The sequence below is a fragment of the Streptomyces naganishii JCM 4654 genome (genome assembly GCF_014650575.1).
Classification (GTDB): Bacteria; Actinomycetota; Actinomycetes; order Streptomycetales; family Streptomycetaceae; genus Streptomyces; species Streptomyces naganishii.
Genome location: NZ_BMVF01000005.1, coordinates 104,234 through 115,795 on the forward strand (window position 1 = coordinate 104,234; position 11,562 = coordinate 115,795).

The 11,562-nt window shown below is 70.2% G+C and carries 13 protein-coding genes and 1 pseudogene; 6 read left to right on the forward strand and 8 right to left on the reverse strand.

The annotated features are described in order from the left end of the window. Positions 1-5: 5 nt before the first annotated feature. Positions 6-617 (reverse strand): TetR/AcrR family transcriptional regulator, encoded by a 612-nt coding sequence (locus IE217_RS10690; RefSeq protein ID WP_190177541.1) that lies wholly within the window; start codon positions 615-617, stop codon positions 6-8. 123 nt (positions 618-740) lie between these two features. On the opposite strand from IE217_RS10690, the gene IE217_RS10695 reads away from it, so the two are divergent. Continuing rightward, complete coding sequence (locus IE217_RS10695; protein ID WP_190177542.1) at positions 741-1,658, forward strand: carbon-nitrogen hydrolase family protein; 918 nt, start codon at positions 741-743, stop codon at positions 1,656-1,658. Further along, positions 1,655-3,040: an APC family permease gene (locus tag IE217_RS10700; RefSeq protein ID WP_190177543.1), complete on the forward strand. Its 1,386-nt coding sequence runs from the start codon at positions 1,655-1,657 to the stop codon at positions 3,038-3,040. Before IE217_RS10695 ends, IE217_RS10700 begins: the two co-directional genes overlap by 4 nt. Positions 3,041-3,123: 83 nt before the next feature. Here the strand turns inward: IE217_RS10700 and IE217_RS10705 are convergent, their stop codons facing one another. Further along, entirely contained in the window at positions 3,124-3,576 is a 453-nt protein-coding gene (locus tag IE217_RS10705; RefSeq protein WP_190177544.1) for an ATP-binding protein, read from the reverse strand. 171 nt (positions 3,577-3,747) lie between these two features. Here IE217_RS10705 and IE217_RS10710 point away from each other — a divergent pair, with 171 nt between their 5' ends. Next, on the forward strand, positions 3,748-4,659 hold the full coding sequence (locus IE217_RS10710) for a helix-turn-helix domain-containing protein (RefSeq protein ID WP_190177545.1): 912 nt from the start codon (positions 3,748-3,750) through the stop codon (positions 4,657-4,659). Then, positions 4,656-4,847 carry a DUF397 domain-containing protein gene (locus IE217_RS10715; protein WP_190177546.1) on the forward strand — a complete coding sequence of 64 codons (192 nt, stop codon included), beginning with the start codon at positions 4,656-4,658 and terminating at the stop codon, positions 4,845-4,847. Before IE217_RS10710 ends, IE217_RS10715 begins: the two co-directional genes overlap by 4 nt. 103 nt (positions 4,848-4,950) lie before the next feature. Here the strand turns inward: IE217_RS10715 and IE217_RS10720 are convergent, their stop codons facing one another. The 5 genes from IE217_RS10720 to IE217_RS10740 form a co-directional block, all read right to left on the reverse strand. Continuing rightward, a complete protein-coding gene (locus tag IE217_RS10720; RefSeq protein WP_190177547.1) occupies positions 4,951-5,187 on the reverse strand; it encodes a VOC family protein in 237 nt (78 codons plus the stop codon). Between the two features lie 121 nt (positions 5,188-5,308). After that, positions 5,309-5,569 (reverse strand): hypothetical protein, encoded by a 261-nt coding sequence (locus IE217_RS10725; protein ID WP_190177548.1) that lies wholly within the window; start codon positions 5,567-5,569, stop codon positions 5,309-5,311. A 175-nt stretch (positions 5,570-5,744) separates the two neighbouring features. Further along, entirely contained in the window at positions 5,745-6,839 is a 1,095-nt protein-coding gene (locus IE217_RS10730; RefSeq protein ID WP_229865203.1) for an ABC transporter substrate-binding protein, read from the reverse strand. Between the two features lie 57 nt (positions 6,840-6,896). After that, positions 6,897-7,778 carry an ABC transporter permease gene (locus IE217_RS10735; protein ID WP_190177550.1) on the reverse strand — a complete coding sequence of 294 codons (882 nt, stop codon included), beginning with the start codon at positions 7,776-7,778 and terminating at the stop codon, positions 6,897-6,899. Beyond that, positions 7,775-8,635 carry an ABC transporter ATP-binding protein gene (locus IE217_RS10740; RefSeq protein ID WP_190177551.1) on the reverse strand — a complete coding sequence of 287 codons (861 nt, stop codon included), beginning with the start codon at positions 8,633-8,635 and terminating at the stop codon, positions 7,775-7,777. The genes IE217_RS10735 and IE217_RS10740 overlap by 4 nt, the downstream gene beginning before the upstream one ends. A 250-nt stretch (positions 8,636-8,885) precedes the next feature. Between IE217_RS10740 and IE217_RS10745 the strand changes: the two genes are divergently transcribed. Both IE217_RS10745 and IE217_RS10750 read left to right on the forward strand, forming a co-directional pair. Continuing rightward, a complete protein-coding gene (locus tag IE217_RS10745) occupies positions 8,886-10,565 on the forward strand; it encodes an ATP-binding protein (protein WP_190177552.1) in 1,680 nt (559 codons plus the stop codon). Further along, positions 10,562-11,251 (forward strand): response regulator, encoded by a 690-nt coding sequence (locus IE217_RS10750; protein ID WP_190177553.1) that lies wholly within the window; start codon positions 10,562-10,564, stop codon positions 11,249-11,251. The genes IE217_RS10745 and IE217_RS10750 overlap by 4 nt, the downstream gene beginning before the upstream one ends. Positions 11,252-11,397: 146 nt before the next feature. Here the strand turns inward: IE217_RS10750 and IE217_RS35225 are convergent. Beyond that, a pseudogene (locus IE217_RS35225) lies at positions 11,398-11,562 on the reverse strand (IS630 family transposase); the annotation flags it as partial.

Sequence of the window (11,562 nt, forward strand, 5' to 3'; positions counted from 1 at the left end):
CCCGGTCAGTCGCCCCGGCCGAAGGCCGGATTGCCCGTGACCACGCGGGCGTGGTCCAGCAGGCGGTCCTCGATGTCCTGGGCGGTCGCGTCGCCGACCAGCAGGTCCATCGCGTAGCCGTCCTCCAGCGCCACGAACGAGCGCCCCAGGGCCCACGCGTCGCCGGCGAGCGTGAAGTCGCCGCTGTCCCGGCCCAGTTCGAGCACCTGGCGGTAGAGCTCGGCCTGCTGGTGGGCGAAGGTGCGCTGCCGGTCGGCGGCGCCCTCGTTGCGCAGGGCCACCGGGAACAGCTCGAACAGCAGCCGGGTGCTCTCCTCGCCCTCTCCGGGCCAGGGCACTCCGGAGCGGATGCAGGCACGCAGCCTGGACACCGGTCCGTCCGCAGCCGCGATGGCCTCCTCGCGGCTGACGAAGTACGTCGCGGCACTGCGCTCGAAGACGGCGGCGAACAGCTCCTGGATGTCGGCGTAGTAGTAGAGCACCGAGGCGGGGGTGACGCCGGCGGCCCTGGCGACGTCCCGCAGCTTGGTGGCCGTGGCCCCGAGCTCGACCACGGTCCTGGCGGTCGCGTCGATCAGCTGGGCTCGGCGTTCCGCCTGGTTCCTGGGTCGGGCCATGGTCGACATGCTCGCACACCGTCGAACGCCGTTCGTATCTCACCTGTGGCAATCCATTGACCTCCCTTCATTCGTTAACTAAATTTCGTTTAACTAATCCCCTCGAGTCAGACCTGGTGACCCATGTCCCGTCCCCTCCCCCTAGTGCTGGCCCAGGCAGCCCAGCGCGCCGCAGACGACCTGGACGGCCTGGCCGCCGACGTGCGCAGGCGCACGGCCGGGCTCCCCGCCGCGCCGCTCGTCGTATATCCCGAGCTGCATCTCGGCGCCCCCGCGGGCGGTGCCACGCTCACCCCCGACGAGCTCCCCGAAGCCCTCGCCGAGCCTCTGGACGGCCCGCGCGACCGCGCCCTCGCGGAACTCGCCGGCGACCTCGGCGTCTGGCTCGCCCCCGGCAGCGTCTACGAGCGCGGGGCCGACGGGCACGTCTACAACACCGCCCCGGTCTACTCCCCGCGCGGCGAGCGGGTCGCGGCGTACCGCAAGGTCTTCCCGTGGCGGCCCTACGAGACCGTCGTCCCCGGCTCCGAGTTCACCGTCTTCGACCTCGACGGCGTCGGCCGGGTGGGGCTGTCGATCTGCTACGACGCCTGGTTCCCCGAGACCACCCGCCACCTGGCCTGGATGGGCGCCGAACTGGTGCTGAACTTCGTCCTGACCTCCGGCAGCGACCGGGCCCAGGAGACCGTGCTGGCCCGCGCCAACGCCATCGTCAACCAGGTGTTCGTCGCCAGCGTCAACTGCGCGGCGCCCGCCGGCACCGGCCGCAGTCTGCTCGTGGACCCGCAGGGCACCGTCCGCTCCGAGGCGGCGGCCGACAGCGACACCACCCTCAGCGACGTGATCGACCTGGACGAGGTCACCAACGTCCGCCGGCTCGGCACCGCCGCGCTCAACCGGCCGTGGCAGCAGTACCGCCCCGGCGACAAGCCCCTCGCGCTGCCGCTCTACCAGGGCCGGATCGACCCCGCCACCTGGGCCGGCAACACCGGCGCCCGCACCGAGACCCGCCGTACCCTTGGGGAAGAGAGCAACCCGTGACCGATCAGCCCACCCGCATGAGAGGAGACCTCGGACTCCTGTCCGTGGTCTCCTTCGGCGTCGCCTACATGGCCCCCGCCGTCGTCATCTCGATCTTCGGCGTCATCGCCGCCACCAGCAAGGGCGCCGCGCCCACCGCCTACGCGATCGCCACCGGCGCCATGCTGCTGACCGGCCTCAGCTACGCCAAGATGGCCAAGGTCCACCCCAGCTCCGGCTCCGTCTACACCTACGCCCGCAAGGAGCTCGACTCGCGCGTCGGCTTCCTGGCCGGATGGGCCCTGCTGCTCGACTACCTCTTCCTGCCCATGGTCGCCTGGCTCATCCAGGCCATCTACCTGCACGCCCAGTTCCCGGCCGTGCCGGAATGGGCCTGGCTGGTCATCAACGTCGCGCTCGCCACCGTCATCAACGTCGTCGGTCTGAAGGTCGCGGACCGGATCAACCGGGTGCTGCTGCTCGGCGTCACGGCCGTCCTGGTCGTGCTCGCGGCTCTCTGCGTCCACTACGGCCTCGGGCATGGCGGCACCGCCACGGCCGGCCACGCCTTCTGGAACCACGCCTCCAGCTTCTCCGCCGTCACCGCTGCCGCCGCCGTCGCCGCCTACGCCTTCCTCGGCTTCGACGCGGTGAGCACCCTCAGCGAGGAGGTGCGCGACCCGCGGCGCACCATCCCGCGCAGCATCATCCTGACCGTGCTGACCGGCGGCGGCATCTTCGTCGTGATCTCCTTCCTGATGCAGTGGGCCCACCCGGGCGGTTCCTTCCCCGACCCGGACTCCGCCGGGTACCTGCTGTCCACCACCGTCGGCGGGAAGACCTTCGCGGACGTCGCCAACATCGTCGGCATGCTCGGCGGGTTCGCATCCTGCGTCGCCATCCAGGCCAGCACCAGCCGCCTGATGTTCGTCATGGGCCGCGACGGCGCCCTGCCCCGGCAGGTCTTCGGGCGCCTGCACCGCAAGCTGCTCACCCCGGTCGTCAACGTGCTGATCATCGGCGCCGTCGGCCTGCTCGCCATGAACCTCTCGCTCGCCGACGCCACCTCCTTCATCAACTTCGGCGCCTTCCTCGGCTTCACGCTCGTCAACGTCTGCGTGATCGCCTACGCCGTGCGGCAGTGGCGCTCCGGGACCCGCCACTCGCCCGTGCGGTACCTGCTCCTGCCCGCCGTCGGCGCCGCGGTCGACGTCTACCTGATCACCCAGCTCGGCGGCACCGCCGTCAGGCTCGGCCTCGGCTGGCTGGTCCTCGGCATCGTCTGGCTCGGAGTGATCACCAAGGGCTTCCGCCGCCCCGCCCCGGAAATGCACCTCGGCTCCGACGAGGCCGTCGGCCCCACGGAGCCGGAGGCCTCCGGCCCGCTCCTCCCGACGGCCTGACCACCCCCGAGGCTCCCGGCCACCCCGAGGCTCCCGGCCGCCGACGACGGCGACCGGGAGCCTCGGCGTACCAGCGGAACGGTTCAGGCCTCGGCCGCGGGTGCCGACAGCACCGCCCGGACCGTCTTGCCGCTGGGCGGGTAGGGGACGCAGTCCCAGTGGTCGGCGAGGGCGGTGACCAGCGTCAGGCCGCGCCCACCGAGGCGGAGGGCGCCGGCTCCGTCGGCGCCCGTCGCGATCTGCGGGTAGAGGTCCCCGCGGGCATCGCTCACCTCCACGCGCAGACGGCCGGCCGACGGGTCGAGGACGAGCGTCAGCCGGAAGCAGCGGCCCGGCACGCGGCCGTGGAAGACGGCGTTGGCCGCAAGCTCCGCGACGACGGCCTCGGCACGCTCCGTAAGGCCCTCCGAAGCGCCCCAGGAACGCAGCTCGGTGACGCCGAGCAATCGGGCGAGCCGGGCGCCGCGTCGTGTGGCGGAGAGCAGTTGCGTGAAGCAGCGGGTCGGCGCGCTGAGCTGGGGAGAGGCGTGGTCCATGGGGCCAGCGTGGCGGCCCTGCGCGGGCGGGCGCGAGCCCGGCGCCCCGTACGCGCAGTGAGCGTACGGGCACTCGGAGTAGACAGTACGCACAGCACTCCGACACGCTGAGTGCCGAGCGCGGGGCGGCGTACGGGCCGTCGCGGCGCGGTACGGAGAGAGGGTCGGCGGATGGGCATCGTCGAAGGGGACGCGGCCGAGGTCGAGCACGCAGCGGGGGGAGTCGGCGTCGACGTGGGCGTACGGGCGGTTCCGGCGGGGGAGTGGGAGCGGGAGCCGCATCCGTCGGACAGTCTGCGCACGTTCGGCGCGTTCGTCCAGGCCTTACGCGAGCACGCGGGGCTCAGCCGGGCCGACCTCGGCGAACGGGTGCGGTACTCCAAACACACCGTGGAATCGGTGGAGTTGGGCCGCCGGATGCCGGACGAGGCGTTCGTGGAACGCGCGGAGGAAGCGCTCGGCAACACCGGTGCGCTGCGGAAGGCCGCCCGGCATCTGACGCGGGGGGAGGCGGGTCTCGCGGCGTGGTTCCGGCGGTGGGCGCGGCTGGAGCGGGAGGCGGTGAGCCTGTGCACGTACGAGTGCCGGCTGGTGCCGTGGTTGTTGCAGTCGGAGGCGTACGCGCGGGCGGTGTTCGAGGGCACGATCCCGCTGCGCACGGATGAGGAGCTGGAGCAGCAGCTCGCCGCCCGAATGGAGCGGCAGGCGATGATGCGGGAACGGCCGAAGGTGCCGTTCAGCTTCATCGTCGAGGAGCATGTGTTCCGGCGGCGGTTCGGGGACGCGGGGGCGATGCGTGAGCTGTTCGACCATGTCCTGGAGTGCAGTGCTCCGCGCAACGTGACCCTTCAAGTGGTGCCGCTAGAGGCTGGGTTGCACCCCTGCCTGGATGGTCCTATGCGGATCTTGGAGACGCCTGCAGGGCAGCGTCTCGGGTACTCCGAGGGACAGAAGAACGGGAGGCTGATCTCCGACCCGAAAGAGGTGAGTGCGCTCTGCCGACGCTATGAAACACTGCGCTCGCAGGCCCTGAGCCCGAACGAATCCCGGGCCTTGCTGGAGCGACTGCGAGGAGAGCTATGAGCAGCGGTACGACGGAACTCGCCTGGTTCAAGTCCAGCTACAGCGGCAGTGAGGGTGACGACTGTGTGGAGGTCGCTGTCGCCCAACAGGCCGTCCACGTAAGGGACTCCAAGGACGTGACCCGCCCGGCCCTCGCGGTGAGCCGTGAACGCTGGGGGCACTTCGTGCGGTTCGCGTCGGAGTGCTGAAGAGCTTGGGGTGTGCCGTCCGTCGCGTCCGATGAGGGAGCGGCGGACGGCACATCTTGTTGAGCGCGGCGGGCGTCAGGTGAGGGCGTTGCGAAGGACACCGTCATGCTTCGTGATCGGGGTCGAGCACCACTCTGAACCTGTTGCCTTCCGGGTCCGTCATCAGGGCTTCCAGGGGTTCGTGGAGTTCCACCAGAGAGGCGCCCTTGGCGATCAGCGTCTGAACCTGCTCGGCGACCGTTCCGGCGAGGACAGTGACGACGGGCAGCACAGCCGGAGACTCCGCTTCCCCGACGCTGTACTCACCGTGGCCCGGGATGCTGCCCCAGAACTTGATCATTTTCTCTGGGTCCATGGCCTCGAAATGAACGTGCACGCTGCTGCCTCACTTTCGTCTGCGCAACCGGACCCGGAAACGGCCTACCGGACTGATCCGGCAGGCCGTTGCGGGTGAACGGGGTTCAGCAGTCGATCACGGTGTTGTGCGAGTCCGCGATACCGGGTTCGCCGAAGCGTCCGTGATACTCGACCTGAAGGGTCACCTGGGTGTTGTACGTCTCCTTGTGGCCATCATGCACGCACTTGAGACCCGGGGTGGTGTAGCGCCCGCTGCACTTGGTCCACCCGCTGTCCCCGAACGTTGTTTGTCCGGTTCCAGTCGTGTGCTGGCCGTTCTCTCCCATCCGCCGGCAGCGGGTCGGCAGGAAAACGACCCGGATCACCTCGTCCGGCTCCTTCGCCCGCTCAGGCGTCGGCCCAGGACGGCGGACTCCTGGAGTGCGCCGTCCAGGACGCACCGGCCGACGTCCGCCTTGCGGGCGCGTCCGTGTGCACGTTGCGCGTGGTGCGGGGCCGCCCGGGTGGATGTCACCTGAGCGGCCCCGTGGACGGTGGGGATCAGCCGGTGGGGCCTGCCGGGGTCGTGGTGGTCTTGAAGCCCTCGGTCTTGTTGGCCTGGAGGGCGAACTCGTTGGTGAACGTCTTGCCGAGATCCACGGACCCCTTGGCGTTGCCGACCAGTTGCTCCGTCGCCAGGGAGGTCCTGGGACCGCCGACCGGCATGATGCCGTCCGGGAGGAACTGGCCCTTGTCCTCGGTCAGCGCGGTGACGTAGTCGGCCTTGGTCACCAGCTGGTTCGACACGAACGACGCCGGCAGCTTGTTCGCGATGTCGGCCGCGCTGTGTGTGTTGATCCAGTGCATGGTGGCGACGAGCGCGTCGACGACCTTCTGGACCGTGTCCTTGTGCGAGTTCACCCAGTCGGTGCGGGCGAGCACGCCGGCCGCGGGGTAGGCGCCGCCCATCGCCGCTGTGGCGCCCTTCGTGGTGGCCAGGTCGATCGCGGAGGTGCCGACGCCCTTCTTCTGGATCGCGGCGACCGTCGGCTGCGTCGTCATTACGCAGTCGACCTTGCCGTTCTGCAGGGCAGCGATGGCGGTGGAGCCCGCGCCGACCGCGATCCGGTGGAACTGGCCGGTCTTGACGCCCTTCTTGGCGGCCAGGAACTGGGTGAGCGTGTCGGTGCCCGATCCCAGGTCGGTGACGCCGAGGGTTTTGCCCTTGAAGTCGGCGCCCGAGGTGACGCCCGACTTCTTGGTGCACATCTCGCGCTCGCCCGGCGCGCCGGACAGCTGGACGACGTCCTCGACGGCCTTGCCCTTCAACTGGAACTCGATCGTGTGGTTGTACCAGGCACCCGCCATGTCCACCTGCCCCGAGGCCATGGCTTCCTCGGCGCCGACACCGCCGTCCTGCTCGGTGCTCAGCTGGACGTCGACGCCGTACTTCTTGTAGTAGCCGAGGTTCTGGGCGAGCTGGTAGGGCAGGTAGATCTGCTTGTCGATGCCGCCGACCATGAGCTTGACCGTCGGTGTGCCGCCAGAGCCGCTGCTCGCGGTGCCGGCGCTGGAGTTGCTGGAACAGGCGCTGGCCGCGCCGAGGGCGAGAACGGCGAGGAGAGACGCGGCAACGGTGGCGGGTCGTCTGGACATGGCTGGCCACATTCCTTTTCTGGGGTGGGATGAGCGAGAGGGAGGGGGCTGGGTGGGTCAGAGGGCGTTCGACGCCTCGGACGGGGCCGGCGGGCGCCAGGACAGCAGCCGGTGTTCGAGCTTGCTGATCAGCCACTCGGCGCCGAGCACGATGACCGAGATGACGAGCATCGTGGCGAACACGCCGTTGGGGTCGAAGTTGTTCTGCGCGGTCTTGATGACCAGGCCGAGGCCGCTCTGTGCGCCGAGCACCTCTCCGACCAGCGCGCCGACGATGGCGAAGCCGAAGGCGCTGTGCAGGCTGGCTATGATCCAGGTGAGCGCGGAGGGCACGGTGACGTGCCGGATGATCTGCATCTGGGAGGCACCGAGCACTGTGGCGTTGGCCAGGATGTTGCGGTCGACCTCGCGTACGCCCTGGAAGGCGTTGAAGAAGACGATGAAGAACACCAGCACCGCGGCGAGCAGGATCTTCGGCAGCACGCCGATGCCGAACGCGACGATGAAGATCGAGCCGAGGACGATCCGCGGGATCGCATTGACCATCTTGATGTAGGGGCCGAGCACATCGGCGAGGAAGCGGCTCTGGCCCAGCGCGACACCGAAGACCACGCCGGCGACGGCCCCGAGGGCGAAGCCGACGAGAGCCTCCTGGATCGTCGTCCAGATGTTCGCGTAGAACGATCCGAACTCGGTGCCGTGCTGGAAGAGGTCGGCCAGCCGCTTGGCGATGCCGGACGGTTGCCCGAAGAAGAACGGGTCGACGATCCCCCAGGTGGTGAACGCCTGCCAGCCGCCGATGACCAGGACCGCGAGACCGATGCGGCCCGCCCACACCAGGGCGATGCGGCGCCGGCGGGCGCGTTTGGCGGCTGCCCCGGCCGGGAGCTGTGCGCCGTCCTTGACGGCAGCGGGGGAAAGAGCGGACGTCGTGCTCATGCCGTACCTCCTGCGGTGCGTGCGTAAGCGCGCTCCACCTCCTCGCGCAGCGAGTCCCAGATCTGGTGCTGAAGTTCGATGAAGCGGGGCTGGAACCGGATCTCCTGGACCGAGCCGCGCGGGCGGGGCAGGTCGATGTCGAAGACCGCCTTGACCGATCCGGGACTGGACGTCATGACGACGACCCGGTCGGCGAGCGCCACGGCCTCGTCGAGGTCGTGGGTGATGAAGATGACCGACGGCCGGATCTGCTCCCACAGCCCGAGAAGTTCGGTCGACATGATCGCCTTGGTCTGCACGTCCAGGGCGCCGAACGGCTCGTCCATGATCAGGATCCGGGGTTCGTTGATCAGCGCCGCGGCCATCGCCACGCGCTTGCGCATACCGCCGGAGAGCTGATGCGGATAGCGGTCCTCGAACCCCGACAGGCCCACCCGGCGCAGCCAGTCGCGCGCCGAGACCTGGGCCTGCTGCTTGGGCACCCCGCGGAAGACAGGGCCCATCAGCACATTGCCGAGCACGGTCTTCCAGGGCAGCAGCGCGTCGGCCTGGAACATGAAACTGACGCCGTCGGTGACGCCGTTCACCTCACGGCCGCCGACCTTGACCGATCCCTCGCTGGGCCGGTCGAGCCCGGACACCATGCTCAGCGCCGTCGACTTGCCGCAGCCGGTCGGGCCGACCACCGCGCAGAACTGGCCGGGCTCCACGGTGAACGAAACGTCCTGCAGTGCCGTGAACACCTCACCGGCAGGAGTCAGAAACCGTTTGGTGAGCCCGGAAATCTCGACTCGTGCGCTGTCCTGGCCGGTTTTCTCGGCGACCGGGTTCACCGCGGCATCGTTTCGCGAAGCCATCTGAGACCGTCTCCTTCCTAACCTCGGGGGTCGAGGAAGGCAGACGCTAGAGGCCGGCGGGTGTCGCGTCGCTGTTTCATCCGTATCCCGCGTTAGCCGTGTTAGCCGGGGTTCTGCTCGTTCTGCTCAGCGAGGTGGGGGTGGGCAGAAGGCCGATGGCGGGGGCACAATCGCGCCACCACGGGTACGGCGCAGGGGCCGAGCCCGGCAGCCGTACGACAGGCGAGAGAAACTGGTGAAACCCATCCGTATGCTGCTCAGCCGTGGCGGGAAGGGGAGGCTCTCCGCGCGGATCCTGGCCAACCAACTGGCAATCCTGGCGCTGACGGGGCTGATCGGTTTCGTGCTGTTCGCCTTCGCGCAGCGGGGCGAGATCGACCGTGCCTACGAGCAGCGGGCGCTCGACATCGCGCGGACCACGGCGGCCGAACCGCAGATCCGGCAGGCCATGGGGTACGGGGGCGGCGGCGACGTGGTGCAGACCGTGGCCGAACGGATCCGCAAGGCCGCGGGGGCGTCGTACGTGGTCGTGCTCGACCTGCGCGGAATCCGCCACTCCCACCCCGACCCGGCGCTGATCGGCGAACCGACGGGCGATCCGATCGCGGTTCTGGACGGCAGGCCCCACGTCGGGACCGACCAGGGCGCGACCGGGCGCTCGGCCAACGGCAAGGCTCCGCTGTACGGGCCCACCGGCAAGCTGGTCGGCGAGGTGTCCGCGGGCATTCCCGAGCATTACGTGCTGGGCGAACTATGGCGCGAGTTGCCGACCTTCGGCCTGTACAGCGCCATCGCCGTCGCTCTCGGTTCGGCGGCCGCGTTCCTGCTGGCCGGGCGGCTGAAGCGGACGACGTTCGGGCTGGAACTGGAGGAGATCGCAGGGTTGCTCCAGGACCGGGAGGCGATGCTGCACGGCATTCGTGAGGGAGTCGTCGCCTTCGACCCCGACGGCAGGATCACGGTGGTCAACGACGAGGCCCGCGCCCTGCTCGGGCTCGGCAACGCTCTCGGCAGCACGCTGGAGGAGGTACTGCCGGACGGGCGGCTGCGCCGCGCCCTGGACGGTACCCTCGCGGGCAGCGACATCGATGTGCTCACCGACGACCACTGCCTGGTCGTCAACCGGATGCCGGTGGCTCTGCACGGCCGTGAACTGGGCGCGGTGGTCACCGTGCGCGACCGCACCGAGCTCATCGGGCTGCTGCGCGAACTGGACTCGGTGCGCGGGCTCACCGACGCGCTGCGCGCCCAGCAGCATGAGTTCACCAACCGGATGCACACGGTGGCCGGGCTGCTGGACATCGGCGACCACGACGCCGCCTACGAGTTCGCCGTCGAGACGGCCGGCGCCGAGCAGGCGCTGACCGAGTCCGTACGGGAACGGATCGGCAACCCGCTGCTCGTGGGCCTGATCGTCGCCAAGATCACGGTGGCCGCGGAACGCGGGGTGCGGATCGTCCTCAGCGACGACTCCGCGCTGGGTGAGGACCCGCCGCATCTGCGCCGGTTGCTGACCATCATCGGCAACCTGCTGGACAACGCGATCGACGCGTCGGCGACCGGTCCGGCCCGTCCGGGCGGTCCCGAGGTACGGCTGTCGCTGATCGAGGCCGTCGACGTGGTCAGGGTGGAGGTGGCCGACACCGGGCCCGGCATCCCGCCGGGCGCCACCGAGTCGATCTTCGAGGACGGTTGGTCGACCCGTCCGGACCGGGGCACCGCCCGGCGCGGGCTCGGACTCGCCCTCGTCCACCGGCTGGTGCAGCGGCACGGCGGCACGATCACCGTCAGCGACGGGCCGGGTGCCGTCTTCACCGTGACGTTGCCCGTGCCCGACCCGGCTCCGGCCCCGCGGGGCGCCCTGTTCACGAAGGTTCCGCCGGTGCCGGTCGGCGCGCCGGCCGGCAGCGCGGAAGGTGACCGCTGGTGATCCGGATCCTGGTGGTGGATGACGACTTCCGGGTGAACCGCGTGCACTGCGACTACGCGTCCCGCGTCGAGGGCTTTGAAGTGGTCGGCCAGGCGGCGACCGTGGTGGCGGCGCTGGACGCGGTGCGCGCCCTCCACCCGGACCTGCTGCTGCTCGACGTCTTCCTGCCGGACGGCAGCGGACTCGACGTGCTGCGCCGGCTGAGCGGGGACGAGGGCGGCGACCGCCCCGACGCCATCATGATCACCGCCGACCGGGACATCACCTCCGTGCGGATCGCGATGAAACTCGGGGCCGTCGGCTACCTGGTCAAACCCTTCGGCGCCCCCGACCTCGCCGAGCGGCTCACCGCCTACCGCGAGCTCCAGCATCGTATGGACGTCCTCGGCACGGCCCCGGAGACCGACCAGGCGGATGTGGACGCCCTGTTCAGCGCCGCCCGCCCGCCGGCCGTGCCCCGTATCCCCGCCAAGGGCCACTCCGCGCCGACGCTGGCCCTGCTGCACCAGACGCTGCGCACCGCACACGACGCCCTGTCGGCAGCGGAAGCCGCCGAACGTACCGGGGTCTCCCGGGCCACGGCCCAGCGCTATCTCTCCTACCTGGTCAAGGAGGGCTTGGTCCGGCTCGAACTGCGTTACGGAACCACCGGACGCCCCGAGCACCGTTACCGCGTCGCGCACTGACCGGGCGGACGGGCGCCGTCTCGCGCGGTCGCCCGAGCCCGTCAGCGGACTGTCGGCAAGCCGGCCGTACTCGTCGCCCTGTACACCGTCGCCGCCGCATGAGCCTCGCGCCGCACTTCGCCAAGCATGGGCCATGTGTCGGTGTCACCATTCTCGCTGCGCACGCGGGCCCGTTCGCGGCGCTGGGCTGCGAGCACGTCGGGGTGGCGGATGTTCCGGTTGCGCCAGCGCAGGTAGGCGTGCAGGGCCCGGGTCTGGACGGTGTGGTTGCCGTGGTTGGAGTTGCCGACCGTGAACTGCCGCAGCGGCCC

What these genes read in the sequence shown, in the direction of transcription:
- IE217_RS10690 (WP_190177541.1), bottom strand. Translation starts at nt 617, where the DNA reads ATGGCCCGACCCAGGAACCAGGCGGAACGCCGAGCCCAGCTGATCGAC.
- IE217_RS10695 (WP_190177542.1), top strand. Translation starts at nt 741, where the DNA reads ATGTCCCGTCCCCTCCCCCTAGTGCTGGCCCAGGCAGCCCAGCGCGCC.
- IE217_RS10705 (WP_190177544.1), bottom strand. Translation starts at nt 3,576, where the DNA reads ATGGACCACGCCTCTCCCCAGCTCAGCGCGCCGACCCGCTGCTTCACG.
- IE217_RS10710 (WP_190177545.1), top strand. Translation starts at nt 3,748, where the DNA reads ATGGGCATCGTCGAAGGGGACGCGGCCGAGGTCGAGCACGCAGCGGGG.
- IE217_RS10715 (WP_190177546.1), top strand. Translation starts at nt 4,656, where the DNA reads ATGAGCAGCGGTACGACGGAACTCGCCTGGTTCAAGTCCAGCTACAGC.
- IE217_RS10720 (WP_190177547.1), bottom strand. Translation starts at nt 5,187, where the DNA reads ATGATCAAGTTCTGGGGCAGCATCCCGGGCCACGGTGAGTACAGCGTC.
- IE217_RS10730 (WP_229865203.1), bottom strand. Translation starts at nt 6,839, where the DNA reads ATGTCCAGACGACCCGCCACCGTTGCCGCGTCTCTCCTCGCCGTTCTC.
- IE217_RS10735 (WP_190177550.1), bottom strand. Translation starts at nt 7,778, where the DNA reads ATGAGCACGACGTCCGCTCTTTCCCCCGCTGCCGTCAAGGACGGCGCA.
- IE217_RS10740 (WP_190177551.1), bottom strand. Translation starts at nt 8,635, where the DNA reads ATGGCTTCGCGAAACGATGCCGCGGTGAACCCGGTCGCCGAGAAAACC.
- IE217_RS10745 (WP_190177552.1), top strand. Translation starts at nt 8,886, where the DNA reads ATGCTGCTCAGCCGTGGCGGGAAGGGGAGGCTCTCCGCGCGGATCCTG.